This window comes from Micromonospora sp. NBC_01655 (assembly GCF_026339755.1).
GTDB lineage: Bacteria > Actinomycetota > Actinomycetes > Mycobacteriales > Micromonosporaceae > Micromonospora.
The window spans coordinates 5,895,818-5,919,609 of the sequence record NZ_JAPEQF010000001.1; the positions used below are offsets into that span (position 1 = coordinate 5,895,818).

A 23,792-nucleotide genomic window follows, 5' to 3' on the forward strand; every position below is an offset into this window, starting at 1 on the left:
ACCCGGAGGCTCCCATGCCCACCCTTGTCCGCAGGCGGTCCACGCCGCTCCTGGCAGCCTGGCTGCTCGCCGCCGGCGCGGTCGTCGCGCTGCTGCTCACCACCGCCCTGGCGAACTCCGCGTCCGCCCACGGCTCGGTCGTCGACCCCGCGTCCCGCAACTACGGCTGCTGGCAGCGCTGGGGCGGCGACTTCCAGAACCCGAACATGGCCACCCAGGACCCGATGTGCTGGCAGGCCTGGCAGGCCGACCCGAACGCCATGTGGAACTGGAACGGCCTGTTCCGCGAGGGCGTCGCCGGCAACCACCAGGCCGCCATCCCGGACGGCCAGTTGTGCAGCGCCGGCCACACCTCCAGCGGCCGGTACAACGCGCTCGACACCGTCGGCGCGTGGAAGACCGCGCCGGCCACGAACAACTTCCGCATCAAGCTGTACGACCAGGCCAGCCACGGCGCCGACTACATCCGGGTGTACGTGACGAAGCAGGGCTTCAACGCGCTCACCAAGCCGCTGGCCTGGAGTGACCTGGAACTGGCCGGCCAGATCGGCAACACCCCGGCGGCGCAGTGGACGCCGGAGACGCAGGGCGTGTCGATCCAGGTGCCGGCGAACGCGCCGGGCCGCACCGGCCGGCACGTCGTCTACACCATCTGGCAGGCCAGCCACCTGGACCAGTCGTACTACCTGTGCAGCGACGTGGACTTCGGCGGCGGCCCGACCACGACGCCGCCGACGACCACCCCGCCCACGACGGCCCCGCCCACCACGCCCCCGGCGACCGGTGGCTGCGCGGCGGCCTACCGGGTCACCTCCTCCTGGGCCGGCGGGTTCCAGGGCGAGGTCGAGGTGACCGCCGGCGCGTCGGCCATCAAGAGCTGGACGGTGACCTGGACGTACGCCAACGGCCAGCAGGTCAGCTCGTCGTGGAACGCCACCGTGACCAGCAGCGGGTCCACGGTGACCGCCCGCAACGTCGCGTACAACGGGACGCTGGCCGCCGGGGCGAAGACCGCCTTCGGCTTCCTCGGCTCCTCGACGGGCACCAACACCGCGCCGACGCCGACCTGCACGGCGACCGTCTGATCCCCACCGACCGACCAGGCACGACCGCCCCAGCCGGGCTGGGATCCACGCCCCCCACCGGCAAGATCGCGCCTGATTCACGGAATCAGTGGCTGTCCCGGCCGGGATAGCCACTGATTCCGTGAATTTGCACGGACCGCACGGTCGGCGGGGTTGGTGGTGGCCTCAGGTGTCGCGGCCAGGGCCTGCGCTCACATCAGGCAGGAGACGATGTCGGCGATCGGGCGGCGGCGGCCGGTGTAGAACGGGATCTCCTCCCGGACGTGCCGGCGGGCGCCGGACCCCCGCAGGTCGCGCATCAGGTCCACGATCCGGTGCAGTTCGTCGGCCTCGAAGGCGAGCATCCACTCGTAGTCGCCGAGGGCGAACGAGGCGACCGTGTTGGCCCGCACGTCCGGGTAGCCCCGGGCCATCTTGCCGTGCTCGGCCAGCATCTCGCGCCGCTCGGCGTCCGGCAGCAGGTACCACTCGTACGAGCGGACGAACGGGTAGACGCACAGGTACGCCCGGGCCTCCTCGCCGGCCAGGAACGCCGGGATGTGGCTCTTGTTGAACTCCGCCGGGCGGTGCAGCGCCATCTGCGACCACACCGGGGTCATCGCCCGGCCCAGCGTGGTCCGGCGGAACCGCAGGTACGCGTCCTGGAGCGCGTCGCTCGACGACGAGTGCCACCAGATCAGCAGGTCGGCGTCGGCGCGCAGCCCGGCCACGTCGTACGTGCCGCGAATTGTCACGTCCTTGCCGGCCAGCTCCTCGAACAGGGCCTCGACCTCGCCGGTGACGTTCTCGCGCAGCGAGGGCAGCGGGCTGGTGGCCCGGTACACCGACCACATGGTGTAGCGGATGCTGTCGTTCAGCTCCCGCAGCCGTGCCGCGTTGGTCTGCTCGGTCATGCTGCCGATCCTCCCAGTGCTGTGATGATCTCCTCGGCCGCCGTCGCGCCGGAGCGGACGCAGACCGGGATGCCGACGCCGTCGTAGCCGGCGCCGGCCAGGGCCAGCGTCGGGTGCGCGCCGCGCAGTGCCGCCCGGACGGCGGCAACCCGGTCGGCGTGCCCCGGGGTGTACTGCGGCAGCGCCCCGCCCCACCGCTGCACGTGGCTGGCCACCGGCGCGGGCAACGCGGCGCCCAGCACCTTCGACAGCTCCCGGTGCACCGTGTCCGCCAGGTCGGCGTCGGCGACCTGGAGGGACGCCTCCTCGCCGTACCGGCCGACGGAGGCGCGCACCAGGGCCAGCCCGTCCGGCCGGGCCAGGTGTCCCCACTTGGTGGTGAAGAACGTCGACGCCTTGATCAGCAGCCCCTCGGTGGCCGGCACCAGGAACCCCGACAGCGCCGGCAGCGCCGGCTCGGGCAGGGCCAGGGTGATCAGGGCGACGCTGGCGTAGTCCAGCGTGCCGACGGTCGCGGCGGCCGTCGGCGCGACGCCGGCCAGCAGCCGGGCGGCCGGGCGGGCCGGCACGGCCAGCACCACGGCGTCCGCCGCCACCAGCTCCGGGTCGCGGGTCGGGCCGACGGTCAGCCGCCAGCCGGTCGCCGTCGGGGTCAGCTCGCGCACCGCCGCGTCCCGGCGGATCGTCGCCCCGCTGGCCGTGGCGGCGGCCTCGACCAGCCGGCTCAGCCCACCGGCCAGGGTGCCGAAGACCGGGGCGCCGGGCGCGCGCGGCGCGGCGGCCTGCGCGGCCCGGACCGCGCCGACCAGGGTGTGCTCCGTGCGGGCCGCGCGGGCCAGCGCCGGCATCGTGGTGACCAGGGACAGGTCGTCGGCCCGGCCGGCGTAGACGCCGCCGAGCATCGGGTCGACCAGCCGGTCCACCACCTGGTCGCCGAGCCGGGAGCGGACCAGCGCCCCGACGGAGACGTCCGCGCCGGGGGCCAGCAGCGGGCGGCCGGCGTCCCGGTCGGCGTCCGCGGCCGGCTGCGCGACCGTCGTCACCTTCGCCAGATCCCCGGGTACGCCCACCAGCGTCCCGCCCGGGACCGGGCGCAGCCCCCCGTCGACGGCGAGGGCGGCCTGCCCGACGGTCGGGTGCACGATCTCGCCGGCCAGCCCGAGCCGGCGGGCCAGGGCGACGGCGGCGGACTCCCCGCCGGCCGGGTCGCGCATCAGGAACGACTCGGCGCCGAACTCCACCGGCTGCCCGGCCAGCTCACCGGTGCGCAGCTTGCCGCCGAGCGCGCCGGACTGCTCGTACACGGTGATCTCGGTGCCGGCGGGCGCGCGGTCGCGTAGCCGGACGGCGGCGGCCAGCCCGCTGATCCCGCCCCCGACGATCGCCACCCGCCACGGCTGCCGCACGGTCACTCCGCCGGACGCGCGGACACCTCGTGCACCAGCGCGACCACCCGGGTCAACACGTCCGGGTCGGTCTCCGGCAGCACGCCGTGACCGAGGTTGAACACGTGGCCGGGGGCGGACCGGCCCTCGGCGAGGATCCGCCGCACCTCGGCCTCCACCACCGGCCACGGGGCGAGCAGCACCGCCGGGTCCAGGTTGCCCTGTACGGCCTTGTCGGCGCCGATCCGGCGGGTCGCCACGTCCAGCGGGGTACGCCAGTCCACCCCGACCACGTCGGCCCCGGCCTCGCCCATCTCGCCGAGCAGCTCGGCGGTGCCCACCCCGAAGTGGATCCGGGGCACCCCCGCGTCGGCCAGCCCGGACAGCACCTTCGTCGAGTGCGGCAGCACGTACCGCCGGTAGTCGGCCTCGGACAGCGCGCCGGCCCACGAGTCGAACAGCTGCACCGCGGACACCCCGGCGTCGACCTGCACCCGCAGGAAGGACAGCGTCACCTCGGCCAGCCGGACGCAGAGCGCGTGCCACAGCTCCGGCTCGCCGTACATCAGGGCCTTGGTCCTCGCGTGGGTGCGCGAGGGGCCGCCCTCGACCAGGTAGCTGGCCAGGGTGAACGGCGCGCCGGCGAACCCGATCAACGGGGTGTCGCCCAGCTCGGCGACGAGCAGCCGGACCGCGGAGTCCACGTAGGAGACGTCGTCGCGGCTGATCGGCCGGATCCGCTCCACGTCGGCGGGGGTGCGCACCGGCTCGGCCACCACCGGCCCGGTGCCCGCGACGATGTCCAGGTCCACCCCGGCGGCGGCCACCGGGACCACGATGTCGCTGAACAGGATCGCCGCGTCGACCCGGTGCCGGCGCACCGGCTGGAGGGTGATCTCGGCGACCAGGTCGGGGCGGCGGCAGGACTCCAGCATCCCCACGTTCTTGCGGATCTCGCGGTACTCCGGCAGCGACCGGCCGGCCTGGCGCATGAACCAGACCGGGGTGTGCGGGCCGTCCTCGCGCCGGCAGGCCCGGACGAACGGGGAGTCGACCGGTCCGCCGCGGCGGGGTTCTCCGTCTCGGGCTGCAGTGCCCGTGGTGTCGGTGGTCATCGCGGCAATCGTGCCACGCCCCCGGTGCCGCTCCCCCACCCCCGCCACCTTTTGTGACCCACCCCCGCCTGGCGGGGCGGCCCGTCGGCGTGCCGTTACGGCGGCGGGGGCGGCAGGCGGCATAGGCTGCCCGCATGGCCCCCCCGATCGCGCTCCCGGAGACCTTCGCCCGCGCGGTCGCCGGACTGCGGTCGGCCGCGCCCCGGTCGGAGATCGTCCTGGAGGAGGTCGGCGCGCCGCAGCGGCTCGCGCCGTACGCGTTCGCGCTCTCCGCGACGGTGCTGCGCGACGACGACGAGGTCGCCACCGGGCGGTTGATCCTGCTGCACGACCCGGCCGGTCACGAGGCCTGGCAGGGCACCCTGCGGCTGGTCACCTACGTCACGGCGGAGCTGGAGGCCGACCTGGCCGCCGACCCGCTGCTGCTCGGGGTGGGCTGGACCTGGCTGACCGACGCGCTGGACGCCCAGGACGCCCCGCACCGGGCGATCGGGGGCACGATCACCCAGACGATGTCGACCCGGTTCGGCGACCTGGCCGGGCCGCCGACCGTCGCCGACATCGAGATCCGGGCCTCCTGGACGCCGCTCGGCGAGGACCTGAGCCCGCACCTGCTGGCCTGGTGCGCGCTGCTCGCCTCCACGGCGGGCCTGCCGCCGCCCGGGGTGACGGCCCTCCCGGAGCGCCGCCCGGCCGGCGCCGCCTGACCCGCGCTGGGCCGGTGAGCGACCCGGCGGGACGGACGGGGCCGGAGACGACGCGGGCCACGCCAACCGGACCGGGGTCCGGCGGCGCGGCCCGGGCGGGCCTACCTGTCAGAGGTAGTCCTCGGCCTCGTCGCAGACCTTGTTCATCCCCTGGGTGGCCTTGTTGTACGCGGCCTTGTTGTTCGCCGCCGCCGCGGCCAGCGCGCTGGTGAGCTTGTCCAGGCAGGTGGCGATGACCTTCTTCTGCCGGGCCTGCTCGTCGCGGTCGTTGCGGGTGCCGGTGAGGTCCTGCTCGGTGGTGGAGAGCTTGTCCCGCACGCCCTGGAGGTCCTTCTTGAGCTTCTCGATCTCGGTCTTGTTCGCCGTGATCGTGCCGTCCCGCTCGCTGACCTGGGCGGTCAGCCGCTTCTCCGTGCGGTCCAGCTCGTTGCCTTTGGTCACGTAGAGGCCGGTCATCACGCCGCCGAGGACGAAGAGCAGCCCGGCCACCAGGGCCAGCACCAGCACGCTGCGCCGGCCCTTGCCGGCGGCGGGCGCCGCCGGGCCGTACGGTGGCGGGCCGGGCGGGCCGGACATCGGCTGGCCGAAGCCCGGCCCGGAGGCCGGGGGCACCGACATCGGCTGGGCGTACCCGGGGGCGGAGACCGGCGGGGTGGAGACCGGCGGGCCGAACGGCGGGGCGGACTGCGGCGGCTGCTGGCCGTAGGCCGGCGCGGGCGGGGCCGACTGCGGGGCGCCGTAGGCCGGCGCGGGCGGGGCGGACTGCGGGGCGCCGTAGGCCGGCGCGGGCGGGGCGGACTGCGGGGCGCCGTAGGCCGGCGCGGGCGGGGCCGGCTGCGGGGCGCCGTAGGCCGGCGCGGGCGGGGCCGGCTGCGGGGCGCCGTAGGCCGGCGCGGGCGGGGCCGGCTGCGGGGCGCCGTACTGGCCCGGCTGCGGCGCGCCGTACTGGCCGAACTGCTGGGTCGGCTCGGCGGGTGGCGGGGGGTTGCCGTACTGGCCGAACTGCTGGGTCGGCTCGGCCGGCGGCTGGGGGGTGCCGTACTGGCCGGGGGCGAACTGTCGGGTCTGGTCGGCCGGCTGGCCGGTCGGGCCGTACTGCTGGGGCACGGGCTGGCCGGGGCCGGCCGGCGGCGGGTAGGGCGGCTGGTCCCCGGACCCGGTCGGTGGCTGGGACATGTTTTCTTCCTCCAGGTGACTGGCCCGCTGTCGGACGACGGCGACGGAGCGGGCTGGTACGAGGGCGACGGCCGGGTCAGCAGATCTGGAAGCCGTCGCAGGCGACCTTGATGGGTACGGCGAGGCCGATGCCCTCGGCGTCGCGGGCCTTGGCGGTGGCGATCCCGACGACCTGCTTCTGGCCGTTGATCACGGGACCGCCCGAGTTGCCGGGGTTGATCGGTGCGTCGAACTGGATGACCGGTCCCGAGCCCTGTCCGGCCTCGCGGAAGGCGCTGACCACACCGGTGGTGACGCTGTCCTGGAGGCCGAGCGGGGCGCCGACCACGACGATCTGCTGGCCGGACTTGACCGCGGTGGACGCCGTCACCAGGCCGGTGAACTTGCTGGTGGTGCGCAGTTGGGCGATGTCGTTGGCCTCGTCGACCCGGACGATGGTGGCCGGGTAGCGCTGGTCGGTGCGCTCCAGGAAGACCTCCCGGCCGCCGCCCTGCCAGACCGACTCGACCACGTGGAAGTTGGTGAACAGGTTCGTCCCGCCGCCGCTGGCCGGCTTGCCGACCGCGAAGGCCGTGCCGGTGAACTGCCCGGCCCGGACCCGGAACACGCTGGGCAGCACCGCGCTGGCCACCGCCTCGGGGTTGAACTGGGCCCCGGCCTGCTTCTCCAGGACCTGGGTCCGCTGGTCGAGGTCGTCGAGCCGGGTGCCGTCGCCCTGCTGCGCGGCGGCCAGCCGCCCGTCGGTGTCGGCGAGCCGGCCGGAGAGCCGGTTGAGCTGGTACGCCTGCACGCCGGCCACCACGGCCAGCACCACGGCCAGCCCGAGCGCGACCAGGGTGAGCGCGCGGCCCCGGGCGCGCGGGGTCGGGGCGGCGGCCGGGGCCGGTGCGGGCCAGGCCGGCCCGGGGTGGGGAACCGGCGCGCCCTGCGGCGGGTACGCCGGACCGGGGCCCGGGGGCGGCCCGGCCGGAACGCCCGACGGGGCCGGCTGCTGCCCGTGGACCGGCGGGTACTGGCCGGCGGCGGGGGCGGCCCCCCCGCCCCACTGGCCGGCGTTCGGCGGCGGGGACCAGGCGGCCTGACCGGGAGTGGCAGCCTGACCGGGGGCGAGGGCCTGACCGGGGGCTGGGGGCTGGACGGGGGCCTGGCCGGGGATGGCGGGCGGGTACGGGGCGGCGGCGCCCCGGGGCGGGACGATCCGTGGTGGCAGCGGGCCGGGCCGGGCCTCGGCGTCCCGCACCTCGGCGGCACGGGCCGGGTCCGGCCAGCCACCCCCGGAACCATCGCCGGGCCCCTGCCCCGCGCCCGTCGGACCGTACCCAGCCGTCGTCATCGCCACGCCCTCCCCGTAGACGCCCCCGGTGCCGCGCCGGCGCGGGTTCGTCCCCGGTCGGCGGCCCGAAGACCGTACCTGCGCTGTCGCGCATTGTCTCCCCCGGTGTCCGACCCTGCCATGCCGGGTCAAGCCGCCGGCACCGACACGCGCCGTACCCGGCTACGCGCGCCGGATCGCCCGGCGCACTAGGGTTGTCAGGTGACCGACGAACCACCCCTGCGCCGTCGGGCCGCCGCAAGCCGCACCGGAGACGAGCCGCACCACCCGCCGTCGGCAGCACCGGAGCCGGTGGACGCGGGGCCCGAACCGACCGACGGCGGGCCCGTGCCGCTGACCGCCCCCCACGACGGCACCCCCCTGCCCGTGTCCACCGAGGCCGAACTCGCCGAGGTGGTGGCCCGGTTCGCGGCCGGCACCGGCCCGGTCGCCCTGGACGCCGAGCGCGCCTCGGGATACCGCTACAGTCAGCGCGCGTACCTCGTCCAGCTGAGGCGGGCCGGTGCGGGGACAGCGCTGATCGACCCGCTGCCGCTGCCCGACCTGAGCACCCTGGACGCGGCGATCGCCGACACCGAGTGGGTGCTGCACGCCGCCAGCCAGGACCTGCCCTGCCTGGCCGAGGTGGGGCTGCGCCCGCGCCGGCTGTTCGACACGGAACTGGCCGCTCGGCTGGCCGGATTCGAGCGGGTCGGCCTGGCCGCGCTGACCGAGCAGCTACTCGGCTTCAGCCTGGAGAAGCACCACTCGGCGGCGGACTGGTCGAGCCGGCCGCTGCCGGAGTCGTGGCTCACCTACGCCGCCCTGGACGTCGAGCTGCTGACCGACCTGCGTGACGCCCTCGACGCGGAGCTGACCCGGCAGGGCAAGTCGGCGTGGGCGGCGGAGGAGTTCGCCGCGCTGGTGCGCAACGGCGCCCGCCCGCCCCGGGTCCGCGCGGAGCCGTGGCGGCGCACCTCGGGCATCCACCGGGTGCGCGGCGCCCGCGCCCAGGCCCGGGTCCGATCCCTCTGGTACGCCCGGGACCAGATCGCCGCCCGCCGGGACGCCGCGCCGGGCCGGGTGCTGCCGGACTCGGCGATCGTGGCCGCCGCGGAGCTGGACCCGCGGGACGAGCAGACCCTGCTCACCCTGCCCGGGTTCGGCGGCCGGTCGGTGCGCCGGTTGGCCCGCACCTGGCTGACGGCCCTCGACGACGCCCGGGGGCTGCCGGACGACGCGCTGCCGGTCACCCCGGCGGTGGAGGGGCCGCCCCCGCCGCACCGCTGGGCGGAGCGGGACCCGGTGGCGGCCGGCCGGCTGGCCCGGTGCCGGGAGGTCGTGGTCCGGATCGCCGGCGCGCACACCCTGCCGCCGGAGAACCTGATCGCCCCGGACTCGATCCGCCGCCTCGCCTGGACCCCGCCCGACGAGGTAACCGAGGACACGGTGGCCGAGACGCTGCGCGGTTTCGGCGCCCGCGAGTGGCAGATCGCCCTCCTGGTCGACGACCTCACCCCAGCCCTGACCCCCCACCTCCCACCCCCACCCCCCGACCCCCACCCCTGACCCCCACCCCACCTCACCCCCCGGCCGGCCTAAGGCCGCCCGGCGGGGGTTGGGGGGTGGGTGTGGGGTGGGACACAGTGGGGTGGGTGCCAGCGGTGGTTACTGGCGAGTAGCATCCGAGGGACCACGCCCGTGCCGGCGACCTTCGTTCGGTCCGCAGCGCCGCCTGTCGGCGCGGAGGCCGAATCGTGGTCGAGAAGGAGGCTCACAAGTGCCCCGTGAAGTCCGGGATGTCGTCTTCGTCGACGGCGTCCGCACCCCGTTCGGCAAGGCGGGTGGCATGTACGCCAACACCCGCGCCGACGACCTGGTGATCCGCTGCATCCGCGAGCTGCTGCGCCGCAACCCGCAGCTACCGCCGGAGCGGGTCGAGGAGGTCGCCATCGCCGCCACCACCCAGATCGGCGACCAGGGCCTGACCATCGGGCGCACCGCGGCCCTGCTGGCCGGCCTGCCCAAGACCGTCCCCGGCTTCGCCATCGACCGGATGTGCGCCGGGGCGATGACCGCCGTCACCACCGTGGCCGGCGGCATCGCCATGGGCGCGTACGACATCGCGATCGCCGGCGGCGTCGAGCACATGGGCCGGCACCCGATGGGCGAGGGCGTCGACCCCAACCCGCGGATCGTCGCGGAGCAGCTGGTCGACCCGTCCGCGCTGGTCATGGGCGCCACCGCGGAGAACCTGCACGACCGGGTCCCGCAGGTCACCAAGCAGCGCGCCGACGCGTTCGCGCTCGCCTCGCAGCAGAAGACGGCGAAGGCGTACGCCAACGGCAAGCTCCAGGGCGACCTGGTCCCGATGGCGATCCGCGACGCCGACGGCGGCTGGGGGCTGGCCGCCGTCGACGAGGCGCCCCGGGACACCTCGCTGGAGAAGCTCGCCACCCTCAAGACCCCCTTCCGCCCGCACGGCAAGGTCACCGCGGGCAACGCCGCCGGCCTGAACGACGGCGCCACCGCGAGCCTGCTCGCCGCCGAGGACACCGCCCGCGAGCTGGGCCTGCCGGTCGCCATGCGGCTGGTGTCGTACGGCTTCGTCGGCGTCGAGCCCGAGGTGATGGGCGTCGGCCCGATCCCGTCGACCGAGAAGGCGCTGCGCATCGCCGGCCTGAGCATCGGCGACATCGGCCTGTTCGAGCTGAACGAGGCGTTCGCCGTGCAGGTGCTCGCCTTCCTCGACCACTTCGACATCGCCGACGACGACCCCCGGGTCAACCAGTGGGGCGGCGCGATCGCCATCGGCCACCCGCTCGCCTCCTCGGGCGTGCGGCTGATGACCCAACTCGCCCGGCAGTTCGCCGAGCACCCCGAGGTCCGCTACGGCCTCACCGCCATGTGCATCGGCATCGGCATGGGCGGCACGGTCGTCTGGGAGAACCCGCACTGGACCGGTTCCGCCGCCGAGGCTGCACAGGAGGGCAACAAGTGAGCGCGCTCGCCGCACCGAACGAGGTGGTCACCCGGGCGCTGCTGCGCCAGGTGAACGTGCCGGGGCTGGACCGGCCGGCCGCCCTGATCACCCTGGACAACGGCTTCGACCACACCAAGCCGAACAGCTTCGGCCCGGGCGGCCTGACCAGCCTGGACGAGGCGATCACGGCCGCCCTCGCGGCCGATCCGGCGTTCGTCGCGGTCACCGGCAAGCCGTACGTCTTCTGCGTGGGCGCGGACCTCACCAGCCTGCCGCAGCTCGCCGACCGGGCGCAGGCCCTGGAGATCGGCCGGCTCGGCCACCGGGTCTTCGCCCGGCTGAAGGACAGCCAGGTCCCGACCTTCGCCTTCGTCAACGGCGCGGCGATGGGCGGCGGCCTGGAGCTGGCCCTGCACTGCCACTACCGGACCCTGTCCGGCGGGGCCTCCGCGCTCGCGCTGCCCGAGGTCTCCCTCGGGCTGGTCCCCGGCTGGGGCGGCACCCAGCTCCTGCCGAACCTGATCGGCATCCCGGCCGCGACCCAGGTGATCCTGCAGAACCCACTGATGCAGAACAAGATGCTCAAGCCGAAGCAGGCCGCCGAGCTGGGCATCGCCGACGTGCTGCTGGAGCCGGCGGACTTCCTGGAGCGGTCCCTGGAGTGGGCTGCCGGCGTGGTCCGCGGCGGGGTCACCGTGACCCGGCCCGAGGTCGACAAGGACATGTGGGCCGGCGTGCTCTACTTCGCCCGGCAGACCCTGGACCAGCGGCTGCACGGCGCGGTTCCGGCCGCGTACCGGGCGCTGGACCTGCTGGAGACGGCGAAGGACGCGGACTTCGCGACCGGCACCGCCGCCGAGGACGAGGCGCTGGCCGACCTGGTCTTCTCCGAGGAACTGCGCAGCGGGCTGTACGCGTTCGACCTGGTGCAGCGGCGGGCCAAGCGGCCGGCCGGCGCGCCGGACAAGGGCCTGGCCCGCCCGGTCACCAAGGTCGGCATCGTGGGCGCCGGCCTGATGGCCAGCCAACTCGCGCTGCTGTTCGCCCGCCGCCTCCAGGTGCCGGTCGTCATGACCGACCTGGACCAGGGCCGGGTCGACAAGGGCGTGGCCTACGTGCACACCCAGATCGAGAAGGCCGTCTCCAAGGGCCGGATGGACAAGGGCACGGCCGCCAGGCTGTACGGCCTGGTCAGCGGCTCGCCGAAGGCGGAGGCCTTCGCCGCGTCGACGCCGGGCCAGCTCACTTCGTTCGCCGACTGTGACTTCGTCATCGAGGCCGTCTTCGAGGACCTGAACGTCAAGAAGCAGGTCTGGGCCGAGCTGGAGAAGATCGTTTCCCCGGAGGCGGTGCTCGCCACCAACACCTCCAGCCTGTCGGTCAGCGCGATGGCCGAGGAGCTGGCGCACCCGGAGCGGGTGGTCGGCTTCCACTTCTTCAACCCGGTCGCGGTGCTGCCGCTGCTGGAGATCGTCCGGGGCGAGCGGACCGACGACGCCACCCTGGCCACCGCGTTCGCGGTCGGCAAGCAGCTCAAGAAGTCCTCGGTGCTGGTGTCCGACGCCCCGGCGTTCGTGGTGAACCGGCTGCTCACCCGCTTCCTCGGCACCGTCTTCGCCGCCGTGGACGCGGGCACCCCGCTGGACGTGGCGAACGCCGCGCTGGACCCGCTGGGCCTGCCGATGCGCCCGCTCGCCCTGCTCCAGCTCGTCGGCCCGGCCGTCGCGTACCACGTGGGCGGCACCCTGCACGCGGCGTTCCCCGACCGGTTCGGGGTCAGCGAGAACCTGAAGCGGATCGCCGAGTCCGGTCAGCCGATCGTGGTCGACGACCAGATCAACGACGAGGTGGCCAAGCTGCTCGTGGTCGGCGACCAGCCGCTGACCGCCGAGCAGGTGCGACAGAACGCGCTCGACGCGCTGGCGCAGGAGATCCGGCTGATGCTCGACGAGGGCGTCGTCGCGGAGGCGCAGGACATCGACCTGTGCATGATCCTCGGCGCCGGCTGGCCGTTCCACCTGGGCGGCGTCACGCCGTACCTGGACCGGACCGGCACCAGCGAGCGGGTCACCGGCCAGCGGTTCCTGCCGCCCGGCGCGGCCAGCCTGCCCGCCTGACCCAGCCCGCTCAGGCCAGGGCCGAGTTCGTCGTCCTGCGCGGCGAGATCGAGCAGCGGTCCTGAGCCACGCGTGACCGGGCCCCCCGCGCCGTCGGCGCGGGGGGCCCGTACCGTCCGGCGGATCACCCCGACGGGGCCCGGTCCGCCGGGCGGGTCACGCCGTCGCGGCCCGCTCGGCCGCGCTGCGCAGCACGCAGAACTCGTTGCCCTCCGGGTCGGCGAGCACCACCCAGCCGGTGCCGTCCGACTGTCGCCGGTCGTCGACCTGGGTGGCGCCGAGCGCGAGCAGCCGCTCGACCTCGGCGTCCCGGGGCCGGTCGGCCGGTTCCAGGCACAGGTGGACCCGGTTCTTCACAGTCTTGTCCTCCGGCACCTGGAGGAACAGCACGGTCTCCCCGGCGGGGGTGAGCACCATCGCCTCCGGGTCACCGGGGAAGTCGTCGGGCTGCCGCTCGGAGCCGAACACCTGCGCCCAGAAGCCGGCCAGGGCGTAGGTGTCGTGGCAGTCGAAGCTGATGTTCCTGATCCGTGCGCTCACGGTGTTTCCTCCGTGGTGGAGTGGAGCGCCCCGCGTGATCGTCAGAGGTCAGCGGCGGGTGGAGCGGGGCGCGGGACTGGTCGTGGACATCAACCGCACCTCCCTCCGGCCGTCGGGCTGACGCGGCTGATCCTGCCAGCCTCCGGCGGTCCCTGCAACGCCTTTGCGGCGTACCCGGGAACCGGACCGGCCCGGCCCCGCGCGGACGCGGGACCGGGCCGGGATGCCCCCGTGGTGCGACGGGGGTCTACGGGCCGACGAAGACGGCCTTGGCGCGCCAGTCCACCCCGTCCACGTCGGGGCCGCTGACGGTGGTGAACGCGCCGGTGGGCGCGCCGCCGGCCCACGCGGTCGAGGCGAGCGCGCCGGTCGAGCGGCTGACCCGGTACAGGGTGCCGCCGGCCAGGAGGACCGCGCCGGTGTCGGCGAATCCGGTCACCCCCGCGACGGTGAACTTCTCGGCGCCGACCGCGCCGCTGTCCGGGGTGAACCAGCGCCAGTACAGCCCGCCCTGGCCGGCGAGGGTGTAGTAGAGCCGGCCGGCGGTGTACAACATGCCGGTGACGTTGCCGATCTCGGGGTAGAAGTTGCTGGTCACCCCGACGTAGGTCTGTCCGGCCGGCCCGGAGTCGGTCTGCACGGTGTCCCAGTACGCGTCGTGGTACGGGTCGACGAGGCTCGGCGGGCCGAAGGTGGTCCCGTCGAACGTGCGCCGCTGGAGCGCCCCGTTCATCGCGTAGAACAGGGTGCCGCCGACCCAGAACGCGCCCCTGGCGGTGGACCACGCGGTGTTGTCCGGGTTGGCCACCGGGGCCGGCGCGCCGACCGTGCCCGCCCCGTCGTACGCGCGGGCCTGCACCTCGTCGCCGGTGCCGGTGGGCGGCGGGCCGGTCTTGACGATCTCGATCGCGTTGACGAGCGGGTTCTCCACCACGTGCCCGAAGTCGATGTCCACGGTGCCGTCGCTGACCACGGTGAACGACCGCATGGTGCCGACGTTGTGCCCGACCGTCCCGGACAGGTCCAGGTCGTCGAGCACGAGCGTGCCGTCCAGGGTCACGTCGAAGACCCGCGAGCCGGGGGCCGACGTGCCGTCGTACCGGTTGGCCAGGTAGAGCCGGACCTCAACCTCGGTGCCGACGGGCACCGGGAAGTTCCACTCCATCTCCGTCCCGCCGCCGGAGTCGTACCGCTCGTCGGTGTAGAGGGCGGCCGGGGTGCCGGCCGGGACGGTGGCGTCCAGGCTGCCCACGGCGGCGAAGCCCGAGGTGCTGCTGCCGGCGTTGTGGTACGGGCTGGGGCTGCCGGAGTCGTCGGCGCTCCAGTCCGGCCCGCCCACGGTGGACCCGACGGTGGGGCCGCCGGCGTTCACCCGGTACAGCACGTTGGTCGGCGCCGGCACCCCGGCCTGGTAGACGGTTCCCGGCAGGCCGGCGGTGGTGCTCGGGTGCGGGGCGTTGCCGCCGGCCAGCGGGAAGAACGCGATCCGCTCCCGGCGGTACTGGAAGTTGCCGATCCAGGACTGGTCGGAGCCGAGCCAGATGCCCTGCGGGGTGACCAGCAGCTCGGCCACGCCGTAGCCGCGCGGGCGCCGGCCCGGGTTCCAGGACAGCGGCAGCCCGTTGCGCGGGTCGAGGGCGGCGATGCTGGCCCGGCCGATCGCCCCGGCCTGCGCCGAGTCCCCGCCGAAGCTGTTGTTCAGCCAGCGCAGGTGCCCGCCGACGTAGACGGCCTGCTCGCTGATCCCCACCGACAGGAAGGTGTCGCCGCCGGAGTAGTCCACCCAGGTGGGCTGCTGCCCGTCGCCGGTGGCGGCGGCCTCCCAGCGGGCGGCGGTGTCGCACAGGGTCCCGCCGTACGCCCCGCCGGTGGTGACCACCACGAAGTAGCTGCCGTCCGGGGCGAACGCCACGTCCCGCATGTACGAGTCGAACGCCCAGTACGAGCAGCGCGGGGTGTACCGGCTGGTGTTCCAGTCGGCGACGGTCGCCGCCGTGGCGCCGAGGTCCAGCTTCACGATCTGGTCGTGCAGCACCCCGTCGGCCTTGCGGAAGTTGCCGATCACCACGAGCTGGGTGCCGTCCGGGGACAGCGCGAGCTTCTCCGCGCCGACGCCGGCCTTGGCGCCGCTCACCCCGTCGTAGTTGTGGTTCTCGGTGAGGGCGGTGGTGAGGTAGCCGTCCAGCGCTCCGGTGGTGGCGTTGAGCGAGGCGAGCCCGCCGCGCGGGTTGGCGTTGCCTGCGGTGGTGAAGATCCCGCCGACCAGCAGCCGGTTGCCGGCCACGGCGACGTCGTCGATCAGGCCGTTGAACGCCGGCCCGGCGAAGCTGGTGACCGTGGCGCCGGTGGCGAGGTTGACCAGGGCCAGCTTGCGCCGGGTGACCCCGTTGACCGTGTTGAACTTGCCGGCCAGGTAGACGGTGTCGGCGGTCGGGCCGGCCGCCACCGCGCTCACCTCGTTGTCGACGGCCGGCGCGAACGCGGTGTCCACCGCGCCGGTGGCCTTGTCGAAGGCGAGCACGTAGTTGCGGGTGATGTCCACGTCGGAGTTGCGGTTGCGCACCCGGGTGAACGAGCCCGCCGCGACGATCTTCGTGCCGGCGTCGTGGATCGCGAACACCGTGCCGTCCTGGATGTTCGGCGACGCGGCGGACGGGGCGGCGGAGACCACCGTGCCGTGGTTGGGCGCGGCGCTCGCGGCACCGCCGGCGGCGAGGCCACCGGCGGTCAGGGCGACCGCGGCGAGCGCAGCCAGGGTTCGGCGGGGCAGGGCCGAGGGATGGGTCACGGGCAACTCCCGGAGCACGGGCGGACGGAGGAGGCGACCACGTACGTTGGACGGGCTGAGGCGCGGCCGGTCCGGGCACGCGCCGCGGGTGGCATGGCGCCACCACACTTTCACCCACCGGTGGGCGGCCGTCCAGCACGGGTGGCTCATTCTGCCCGACCGCGTGCCGGCTCTGCCCGACCGCGTGGTGGCTCTGCCCGACCGCGTGCCGGCTCTGCCCGACCGCGTGGTGGCCCCACCCGAGCACCCGACGCCGCCCCGACCGCCCGACGTCCGCCGCCCCGCCCACCCGGCACCGGCCGCGCCGGGTCAGCCGGGCCGGGCCCACGAAAAGCTGACCGCCGGCCGGCGGGTCACCGGTCGGTCGCGGACCGCCCGCCGCCGTGGGTCGGGCCGGTCAGCACCGGCGTGGCGTCGGCGGCGGGCAGGGTCACCGTGACCTCCAGGCCGCCGCCGGGCTGGGCGACGACCCGCACGGTCCCGCCGTGCGCGTCGCAGACCGCCCGGACGATGGACAGCCCCAGCCCGGAGCCCCGGGCCCCGGTGCGTTCCTGCCCGCCCCGGCGGAACGGCTCGAACAGCCCCGGCACGTCGGCCTGGCTGACCTCGAAGCCCGTGTTGGCGACGACCAGCCAGGACGTGCAGCCGTCCGTGCCGGTGCGCACCCGGATCCGGCCGTGCAGGTGGTTGTAGCGGACCGCGTTCTCGATCAGGTTGCCGGCCAGCCGGTCCAGCAGCCCGGGGTCGCCGACGACCGGGGCCGGCTCCAGGGACGTCTGCACCCGCAGCCCGATCCGCTCCACCTCCCGGCGCACGGCCGAGAGCGCGTTGACGGTGCCGGTGGCCAGGTCGCACTCGGTGCGCCGACCCAGCCGCCGGCCGGCCTGCGCCTCGCTGCGGGCGAGCACCAGCAACGCGTCGACCAGCCCGTTGGCCCGCTCGGAGGCGTCCCGGACCACGGTGGCCATCCGGCGGTATTCAGCGGCGTCGGCCTCGTCGTCGCTGAGCGTCACGTCGATCTCGGTCCGCATCACCGCCAGCGGGGTGCGCAGCTCGTGCGAGGCGTTGGCCACGAAACGCTTCTGCGCCTCGAACGCGGCGGCGATCCGATCCAGCATGGCGTCGAACGTCTTGGCCAGCTCGGCCACCTCGTCGTCCGCCCCGGACCAGCCGATCCGCTGGTCGAGGGTGGCCTCGCCGAGCCGCTGGGCGGTCGCGGTGACCTGGTGCAGCGGGCGCAGCGCCCGCCCGGCCACCGCGTACGCGCCGGCCACCCCGACCACGCTGATCGCCAACAGCGCCCCCAGGCCCTTGGCCAGCAGCTCCTGCGACGCCGCGTCGACGAGCTGCTGCTGCCACTGCCCGGCGTCGAGCAACCGGCCGTCGGCCAGCAGCACGGTGGTGCCGGGCACCAGCTCGTCGGTGGGGCGCAGCGCGTCGCGGACCAGCAGCCAGGCCAGCAGCACCAGGATCGCCCCGGCGCCCACCAGCAGCACCCCGTTGAGCAGGGTCAGCCGCAGCCGCAGGGTGGGCCGCAGCCGGACGGCCGGGCGGCGCAGCGACGGCCGGGGCAGGGTGCGGCGGCGGGCCGCGGGGCGGGGCGGGGCGCTCACGCCGACCCCTCGGCGGTACGGTAGCCGGCCCCGACGACCGTCTCGATCAGCGGCGGGTCGCCCAGCTTCTTGCGCAGGGTCATCACGGTGACCCGGACGATGGTGGTGAACGGATCGGTGTTGGCGTCCCAGACCCGCTCCAGCAGCTCCTCGCTGGAGACCACCGCCCCGCGCGCCTTGAGCAGCTCGGCCAGCACCCCGAACTCCTTGTTCGTCAGGTCGACCGGTTCGCCGCCCCGGGTCACCAGCCGGCGGGCCGGGTCGAGCACCAGGTCGGCGACGGCGAGCAACGGCGGGGCCGCCGGGGTCGCCCGCCGGCCGAGCGCCTGCACCCGGGCCACCAGCTCGTCGAAGGCGAACGGCTTGGGCAGGTAGTCGTCCGCGCCGAGCTGCAACCCCTCGACCCGGTCGGCGACCGTGCCGCTGGCGGTGAGCATGAGCACCCGGGTCAGGGTGCCGGAGGCGGCCAGCTCGGCGCAGATCTGGTCGCCGTGCATGCCGGGCAGGTCCCGGTCCAGCACCACCACGTCGTACCGGGTCACGAAGGCCAGCTCGTGGCCCGAGTTCCCGTCGTAGGCGACGTCGACCGCCATGCCACGCTTGCGCAGCCCGCGCGCGATCGCGTCGGCGAGGTTGCGCTCGTCCTCGACCACCAGTACCCGCATGCCCGACCTCCTCGCCGGCTGACCTGCCGACAAACCTAGTGCCGGCCACCAAACCGGCGTCGCGCCGCCCGCACCGGGGCCGTCATTGCAAAAAACCTTCAGGTAGGGGATGCTTCCCGGCGCTGATGTGCGGCGGAGGGAGCGGCGATGACCGGACCGGCCCCGACCACCCGGCGGGACGTCGTCCACCGGCGCTTCCGGCTCCCGGCCGACCTGGCCGCCGGGGCCTGCCACGGGGTCCGCGCGGACGCCGCCGGCGCGGTCCTCGCCGCCCCGACCGGCCGGCTCGTCCACCCCGACGACCCCACCCGCCGGTACGACGCGGCGAGCTGGACCTCGCCGCCGGTGTCCACCGGGTTCGCCGTCGCCGAGGTGGTCCCCTCCTGGGCCGCCGACACCCCCGACGGCTGCGGGATCCTCGTCGAGCTGCGCGGCTGGCACGCCGACGCCCCGGCCACCGGCTGGTACCAGCTTGGCCGCTGGGCCGCCGACGACGAGCCCTTCGGCCGTACCTCGGTGCCCGGCCAGCGGGACGCCGACGCCCGGGTCGACACGGACACCCTGGTCGTCACCGGCGCGACGGTCACCGGCTGGCAGGCCCGGGTGACGCTGCTGCGGCCGGCCGGCGGCACCGCCACCCCGCTGCTGCGCGCGCTCGGCGCGGTCGCCTCCGGCCCGCGGCCGGCCACCCCGGTCGGCGCGCACCGGGCCGCCGAGGGCGACCGGGCCGGCTGGGGCCGGGTGCTGGACGTGCCCCGGTACTCGCAGCGGCTGCACGGCGGGGCCGAGCGACGCTGGGGCGGCGGCGGGGACTCCTGGTGCAGCCCGACCAGCGTCTCGATGGTGCTGGACTTCTGGGCCGCCGGCCCGGCCCCCGACCGGTACGCCTGGGTCACGCCGCCCGGCCCCCGGCCGGTGGTGGTGCACGCCGCCCGGCACTGCTACGACCCGGCCTTCGACGGGGCGGGCAACTGGGCGTTCAACACGGCGTACGCCGGCGGGCACGGGGTGGACGCGTTCGTCACCCGGCTGCGGTCGCTGGCCGAGGCCGGGGCGTTCGTGGCCGCCGGGGTGCCGCTGGTGCTCTCCGCCGCGTTCCGCCGGGGCGAGGTGCCGGGGCTGGACTACGACACCAGGGGGCACCTGATGGTGCTGGTCGGGTTCACCGCCGACGGCGACCCGGTGCTCAACGACCCGTACGCCCCGGACGACGCCGACGTGCGCCGCACCGTGGACCGGGACCGGTTCGAGGCGGCCTGGCTGGGCTGCAGCGGCGGGATCGTCTACGTCATCCGGCCGCCCGACGTGCCACTGCCCCCGCCGCCCGCCCAGCCAAACTGGTGACCCGGCGCGCCGGCTGCCCGCGCCGGACCCGGGTCACCGGGGCAGCCGCCACCAGCCGTACGTCCCGCCCGGGCGGCGGCAGACCAGGTCCCGGCCGGCGGAGTGGCACTCCCCCGGTATCTCGGGCAGCACGTCTAGCCACCGGGCCACGGCCCGCGCCGGGTCCAGCTCGGCGACGAGCAATCCGCCCTCCCGAGTGCGTCGGATGCCGAACAACGGCCCGTCCGGATCCTGGTTGGGCACCATCTCCCAACCCCCCAGCTCGGCGACCGTCCGCCCGGTGGCGGCGTCCAGCACGGCGAACTCCACGGTCGCCCCACGCATGCCGTCGGCGGCCACGAGGAGCCGGTCGCCCCGGACCGCCGCGACCCACTGCCAGCGCGGGTTGACCCACCTGGGCCGGAGCGTCGCCGGGTCGAGCGCCAACAGCCCGGCTTCCTGGCTTCCGACGCAGAGCAGGTCGCCGCACTCCATTAGGGACTGGGTCGGGGGCAGGTCGAGTTCCCAGCGCCGGTCCAGCACGGCCAGCCCGTACGCGGTGACCCGGCGGCTGCCCCCGATCCCGTCGTGGGCCGTCAGCAGCAGCAGGTCCCCGGCGAGGCTGGCGCTCTGGTATCCCGGCGATCCGGCCGGATGTGGATCGCCAGCGCGGAGGACCGCCCCGGACCCGGCGTCCCGTGCCTCGATCCGCCCGGACTCGGGAATCAGCACGACCCGGTCGATCTCCGCGCCCTGGTAGTGGTGGGCCGTCCGGCCCCGGTCCACCGGCACCGACCACCGCAGCCGCCCCGACGGCAGATCCACCACGCGCAGGAGTTCCGTCGTCTCCCCCTCGACGATCCCGGAAAGGAGCAGTCCGCCGCCGACGGTGGGAGTCGGAAAGCCGGGCTGCCGCCACCGTTGCCGCCCGGTCGCCGCGTCCAGGGCGACCGTTTCGGCCACCCGGTCGTCCCGGCGGCCGGTGATCAGCACGAACCCGCCGTGCTCCTGCACCTGGAACAGGCCCTCCCCGCCGGGCACCGAGGTGCGCCACAACGGTCGCAGGACGCCACCCGCGCCGGCCGGGGTCGCGTAGACGGTCACCCCCCGCGTCCCGCCCGAGCCCGGCGTCTCCGGGACCGCCACGTACAGCCGGCCACCGCCGACGAGGAGAACCTCGACGCCGGGCCCGCCGGGGACGACCGCCGAGGCGGGCCGCGCGACCGGCGCGGACGCGGCCAGGGTGAGCAGCGCGACGGCCCCGGCCAGCGCCACCCGCAGCGGCCGGCCCACCGCCCGGGGCGGGCGGGGCGGCTCCGGCTCGACGGCGCCGCGCAGCTCACCGAGGTCGATGACGGTCACTGGTGTTCCTCCCCGAGCTGGCTGCCGGCCCACCCGGTCGGCACCGGGGCGCACCGGCCGGGCGGCGCCACGCGGCGACGTCTGTACGATGGCCCGTCGTGGCTGTGCCGGTGGTAGACCCCTCGCTGAACTCCGACTCCGCACCCGTCGCGGCGCAGGCCGCGCCGACCGGACCCGACGGGGCGGACACAGGCACACCGCGTCGGCCCCGGCGGCGACCGACCCGCGCCGACGTCCTGGCCATCGGAGCCTATGTGCTGCTCGGCGTCCTCGTGTGCCTGAACTACTGGGGGGACGTCCAGCACCGGGTGTCGTCGCACCTGCCGACCGACCACAGCTGGTTCGAGTGGCTCTTCTCGCACGGCGCGTACTCGCTGCGCCACCTGGAGAACCCGCTGTTCTCCATGCGGCAGAACGCCCCGGACGGGGTGAACATGATGGCGAACACGTCGCTGCTCGGGGCCACCCTGCCGCTGGCCCCGGTGACGTGGCTGTTCGGGCCGCAGGTGACGTACGCCCTCTACCTCGGCGGGGCGCTCGCGGCGACGGCCGGCACGGCGTACTGGATGCTGTCGCGGCACCTGGTGCGCTCGCGGGCGGCGGCGTTCGTCGGCGGCGCGTTCCTCGGCTTCGCGCCCGGCATCGTGCACCACGCCAACGGGCAGCCGAACTTCGTCTCGAACTACCTGCTGCCGGTGATCGTGGCCCGGGTGCTGCGGCTGGGCGCGCCGGGTCGGAGCTGGCGGCGCGACGGGCTGGTGCTCGGCCTGCTGGTGGCGTACCAGGTCTTCATCAACGAGGAGATGCTGCTGCTGACCGCGCTGGGCTGCCTGGTGGTGGTGGCCGCGTACGCGGCGCAGCGCCCCCGGGCGGCGCGGCAGCGGGCCGGCGGCTTCCTGGCCGCGCTCGGCCTCGGCGGCGGGCTGACGCTGCTGCTCACCGCGTACCCGATCTGGTTCCAGTTCAACGGCCCGCAGTCCTACCGGGGCCTACAGGGCGGGGTGTTCCACAACTGGGGCGAGGACCTGGTGGCCTTCGTGACGTTCGCCCGGGACACCGCCGCCGGGGACGAGGCGGTGGAGAAGACCATCGGCCTGACCGAGCAGAACACCTGGTTCGGCTGGCCGCTGGTGCTGCTGGCGCTGGTCGCCCTGGTGCTGCTGGTCCGCCGGTCGCTGGCGGCCCGGATCGTCGCCGTGCTGGTGGTGGTCTTCACCGTCGCCTCGATCGGCCCGGTGGTGCGCTTCGACGGCGCGGAGACCACGATCGACGGTCCCTGGGCGTACATCCCGGACGACCTGCCGCTGGTGGAGATGATGATGCCCACCCGGCTGGCCCTGGTGGTGGCCGCCGCCCTCGGCGTGCTGCTCGCCCTGGCCTGGGACGCGCTGGCCCACACCGCACCGGCCCCCTCGCCGGTGGTGCCGGCCCCCCGTTCGGCCGCCGGCACCACCGGCTCGGCGGCCCCGGCGCGGGCCGCCGGGACCCGGACCGGCCCCACCGCCGCGCCCGCCCGGTCGCGCCGCTGGCTCCGCCCGGTCGGGTACGCCGCCATCGCGCTCGCCGTGCTGCCGCTGGTGCCCCGGCCGCTGCCGGCCCAGCAGATCGACCCGCCGCCGCGCTTCATCACGGCCGGCGGCTGGCGGCCCTACGTGCCGGCGGGCCGGACCCTGGTGCCGGTGCCGATCCCCAGCAACGTGCACGGCCTGCCCACCCTGCGGTGGAGCGCGCTGACCGGGCACGCCTTCCCGGTCCCCGGCGGCTACTTCATCGGCCCGAACGCCGACGGCGAGGGCGTCTTCGGCGCCCCGAACCGGCCGACCAGCACCCTGGTCTACTCCACCATGGACTCGGGCACGCTGCCGGCGCTGACCCCGGAGAACCGCCGCCAGGCGGTCGAGGACCTGCGCTACTGGAAGGCGTCGGTGGTCGTCCTCGGCGCGCACCCGCGCGAGGCGGTCCTGCGTGACCTGATGACCGCCCTGCTCGGCCCGGCCCGGCGGGTCGACGACGTCTGGCTCTGGGACGTCCGTCCGCTCGTCGGGTGAGGTCGGGCACCGCGTTCGCGCTGGTGCTCGGGCAGTGTGCGGAACGGCCCCCGCCGACGCGTGGCGGGGGCCGGCCGGGGCGCGGTCGACCGCGCCCCGGCGGGACGACGTCAGCAGACCTTGCTGGTCGAGCCACCCGTGGAGTTGAGGTAGCCGGTGACGTGCGTGCAGTGCGCGGCGGTGTTGGCCGGCGCGCCCCACAGCTCCGCCCGGGTGGTGTTGTTGAGCTGGCCCACCCCGTAGTCCGAGCCGCTGTCCGAGTGGTCGATCACGTGGACGTACAGGTCCCAGTTGGAGTGGGTGTCGCGGTACTGCTGCCAGACGTAGATGTAGGCGTAGTTGTAGCCGCAGCCGTAGTACTGCTTCACCGACGCCGCCTCCATCCCGCCGACGGTCAGCACCCGGGTGGTGCCGATCTGACGGACGTTGGAGCAGCTGGCCGGCGTGCTGGCCAGGGCGGGCGACGCGTTGACCAGCGACGCGACGCCGACGGCGGCCAGCGCGGTGGACACGGCGAGGGTACGGCGGAGGGTCGACATGACGTCCTGCTTTCTCTGGTGGACCCGGTCGGTCGATGGTCAGGAAACCAGGCGCGGAGGTGGTGTCGAAAGGTGACGAAGCGGCCCCCTTTTCCTCCCCGTGCCCCCGGGGTCCGTCCCGCGCCCCGGGCGAGCCACCCC

General features: G+C 75.2%; 18 protein-coding genes. 7 read left to right on the plus strand and 11 right to left on the minus strand.

Annotated features, from left to right (window positions below; genetic code table 11):
• The first annotated feature begins 14 nt into the window (after nucleotides 1-14).
• Complete coding sequence (locus OOK41_RS25920; protein ID WP_266267039.1) at nucleotides 15-1,085, plus strand: lytic polysaccharide monooxygenase; 1,071 nt, start codon at nucleotides 15-17, stop codon at nucleotides 1,083-1,085.
• A gap of 191 nt (nucleotides 1,086-1,276) precedes the next feature.
• On the opposite strand, the gene hemQ is transcribed toward OOK41_RS25920, so the two are convergent.
• The 3 genes from hemQ to hemE are packed head-to-tail and all read right to left on the minus strand — an operon-like array spanning nucleotide 1,277 to nucleotide 4,478.
• Nucleotides 1,277-1,978 (minus strand): hydrogen peroxide-dependent heme synthase, encoded by a 702-nt coding sequence (gene hemQ, locus OOK41_RS25925; RefSeq protein WP_117666703.1) that lies wholly within the window; start codon nucleotides 1,976-1,978, stop codon nucleotides 1,277-1,279.
• Complete coding sequence (gene hemG / locus OOK41_RS25930; RefSeq protein WP_266267040.1) at nucleotides 1,975-3,384, minus strand: protoporphyrinogen oxidase; 1,410 nt, start codon at nucleotides 3,382-3,384, stop codon at nucleotides 1,975-1,977. Before hemG ends, hemQ begins: the two co-directional genes overlap by 4 nt.
• 2 nt (nucleotides 3,385-3,386) lie before the next feature.
• Nucleotides 3,387-4,478 (minus strand): uroporphyrinogen decarboxylase, encoded by a 1,092-nt coding sequence (gene hemE, locus OOK41_RS25935; protein ID WP_266267041.1) that lies wholly within the window; start codon nucleotides 4,476-4,478, stop codon nucleotides 3,387-3,389.
• 134 nt (nucleotides 4,479-4,612) lie between these two features.
• Here hemE and OOK41_RS25940 point away from each other — a divergent pair, with 134 nt between their 5' ends.
• On the plus strand, nucleotides 4,613-5,185 hold the full coding sequence (locus OOK41_RS25940) for a DUF3000 domain-containing protein (protein ID WP_117666699.1): 573 nt from the start codon (nucleotides 4,613-4,615) through the stop codon (nucleotides 5,183-5,185).
• Nucleotides 5,186-5,293: 108 nt separating this feature from the next.
• Here the strand turns inward: OOK41_RS25940 and OOK41_RS25945 are convergent, their stop codons facing one another.
• Both OOK41_RS25945 and OOK41_RS25950 read right to left on the minus strand, forming a co-directional pair.
• Entirely contained in the window at nucleotides 5,294-6,361 is a 1,068-nt protein-coding gene (locus tag OOK41_RS25945) for a hypothetical protein (RefSeq protein WP_266267042.1), read from the minus strand.
• Nucleotides 6,362-6,437: 76 nt separating this feature from the next.
• Nucleotides 6,438-7,694 (minus strand): S1C family serine protease, encoded by a 1,257-nt coding sequence (locus OOK41_RS25950; protein WP_266267043.1) that lies wholly within the window; start codon nucleotides 7,692-7,694, stop codon nucleotides 6,438-6,440.
• Between the two features lie 201 nt (nucleotides 7,695-7,895).
• Here OOK41_RS25950 and OOK41_RS25955 point away from each other — a divergent pair, with 201 nt between their 5' ends.
• The 3 genes from OOK41_RS25955 (at nucleotide 7,896) to OOK41_RS25965 (ending at nucleotide 12,773) form a co-directional block, all read left to right on the plus strand.
• Nucleotides 7,896-9,242 (plus strand): ribonuclease D, encoded by a 1,347-nt coding sequence (locus OOK41_RS25955; RefSeq protein ID WP_266267044.1) that lies wholly within the window; start codon nucleotides 7,896-7,898, stop codon nucleotides 9,240-9,242.
• A gap of 211 nt (nucleotides 9,243-9,453) precedes the next feature.
• Complete coding sequence (locus OOK41_RS25960; protein WP_266267045.1) at nucleotides 9,454-10,674, plus strand: thiolase family protein; 1,221 nt, start codon at nucleotides 9,454-9,456, stop codon at nucleotides 10,672-10,674.
• Complete coding sequence (locus OOK41_RS25965; RefSeq protein WP_266267046.1) at nucleotides 10,671-12,773, plus strand: 3-hydroxyacyl-CoA dehydrogenase NAD-binding domain-containing protein; 2,103 nt, start codon at nucleotides 10,671-10,673, stop codon at nucleotides 12,771-12,773. The genes OOK41_RS25960 and OOK41_RS25965 overlap by 4 nt, the downstream gene beginning before the upstream one ends.
• A 156-nt stretch (nucleotides 12,774-12,929) precedes the next feature.
• On the opposite strand, the gene OOK41_RS25970 is transcribed toward OOK41_RS25965, so the two are convergent.
• The 4 genes from OOK41_RS25970 to OOK41_RS25985 all read right to left on the minus strand — a co-directional run bounded on the left by OOK41_RS25970 (nucleotide 12,930) and on the right by OOK41_RS25985 (nucleotide 18,379).
• Nucleotides 12,930-13,313, minus strand: coding sequence for a VOC family protein (locus OOK41_RS25970; protein ID WP_117666691.1), 384 nt, complete (start codon nucleotides 13,311-13,313; stop codon nucleotides 12,930-12,932).
• Between the two features lie 247 nt (nucleotides 13,314-13,560).
• Complete coding sequence (locus tag OOK41_RS25975; RefSeq protein ID WP_266267047.1) at nucleotides 13,561-16,101, minus strand: malectin domain-containing carbohydrate-binding protein; 2,541 nt, start codon at nucleotides 16,099-16,101, stop codon at nucleotides 13,561-13,563.
• Nucleotides 16,102-16,454: 353 nt separating this feature from the next.
• Nucleotides 16,455-17,639, minus strand: a complete 1,185-nt coding sequence (locus OOK41_RS25980; RefSeq protein ID WP_266267988.1) for a cell wall metabolism sensor histidine kinase WalK — start codon at nucleotides 17,637-17,639, stop codon at nucleotides 16,455-16,457.
• 71 nt (nucleotides 17,640-17,710) lie between these two features.
• The gene (locus OOK41_RS25985) at nucleotides 17,711-18,379 is read right to left on the minus strand and encodes a response regulator transcription factor (protein ID WP_117666689.1); all 669 of its coding nucleotides are present in this window, start codon (nucleotides 18,377-18,379) and stop codon (nucleotides 17,711-17,713) included.
• A gap of 147 nt (nucleotides 18,380-18,526) precedes the next feature.
• Between OOK41_RS25985 and OOK41_RS25990 the strand changes: the two genes are divergently transcribed.
• Nucleotides 18,527-19,723, plus strand: coding sequence for a C39 family peptidase (locus tag OOK41_RS25990; RefSeq protein ID WP_266267048.1), 1,197 nt, complete (start codon nucleotides 18,527-18,529; stop codon nucleotides 19,721-19,723).
• Nucleotides 19,724-19,756: 33 nt separating this feature from the next.
• Here the strand turns inward: OOK41_RS25990 and OOK41_RS25995 are convergent, their stop codons facing one another.
• The gene (locus tag OOK41_RS25995; RefSeq protein WP_266267049.1) at nucleotides 19,757-21,064 is read right to left on the minus strand and encodes a PQQ-binding-like beta-propeller repeat protein; all 1,308 of its coding nucleotides are present in this window, start codon (nucleotides 21,062-21,064) and stop codon (nucleotides 19,757-19,759) included.
• 236 nt (nucleotides 21,065-21,300) lie between these two features.
• On the opposite strand from OOK41_RS25995, the gene OOK41_RS26000 reads away from it, so the two are divergent.
• Entirely contained in the window at nucleotides 21,301-23,112 is a 1,812-nt protein-coding gene (locus tag OOK41_RS26000) for a hypothetical protein (protein ID WP_266267989.1), read from the plus strand.
• Nucleotides 23,113-23,222: 110 nt separating this feature from the next.
• Here OOK41_RS26000 and OOK41_RS26005 read toward each other — a convergent pair whose 3' ends face one another.
• A complete protein-coding gene (locus OOK41_RS26005; protein ID WP_266267050.1) occupies nucleotides 23,223-23,651 on the minus strand; it encodes a hypothetical protein in 429 nt (142 codons plus the stop codon).
• Between the last annotated feature and the right edge of the window lie 141 nt (nucleotides 23,652-23,792).

Excerpts from the sequence above, each read along its gene's own strand:
- OOK41_RS25950 (WP_266267043.1), bottom strand. The coding sequence starts at position 7,694 with ATGACGACGGCTGGGTACGGTCCGACGGGCGCGGGGCAGGGGCCCGGC.
- OOK41_RS25920 (WP_266267039.1), top strand. The coding sequence starts at position 15 with ATGCCCACCCTTGTCCGCAGGCGGTCCACGCCGCTCCTGGCAGCCTGG.
- OOK41_RS25985 (WP_117666689.1), bottom strand. The coding sequence starts at position 18,379 with ATGCGGGTACTGGTGGTCGAGGACGAGCGCAACCTCGCCGACGCGATC.
- OOK41_RS26005 (WP_266267050.1), bottom strand. The coding sequence starts at position 23,651 with ATGTCGACCCTCCGCCGTACCCTCGCCGTGTCCACCGCGCTGGCCGCC.
- OOK41_RS25940 (WP_117666699.1), top strand. The coding sequence starts at position 4,613 with ATGGCCCCCCCGATCGCGCTCCCGGAGACCTTCGCCCGCGCGGTCGCC.
- hemQ (WP_117666703.1), bottom strand. The coding sequence starts at position 1,978 with ATGACCGAGCAGACCAACGCGGCACGGCTGCGGGAGCTGAACGACAGC.
- OOK41_RS25945 (WP_266267042.1), bottom strand. The coding sequence starts at position 6,361 with ATGTCCCAGCCACCGACCGGGTCCGGGGACCAGCCGCCCTACCCGCCG.
- hemE (WP_266267041.1), bottom strand. The coding sequence starts at position 4,478 with ATGACCACCGACACCACGGGCACTGCAGCCCGAGACGGAGAACCCCGC.
- OOK41_RS25990 (WP_266267048.1), top strand. The coding sequence starts at position 18,527 with ATGACCGGACCGGCCCCGACCACCCGGCGGGACGTCGTCCACCGGCGC.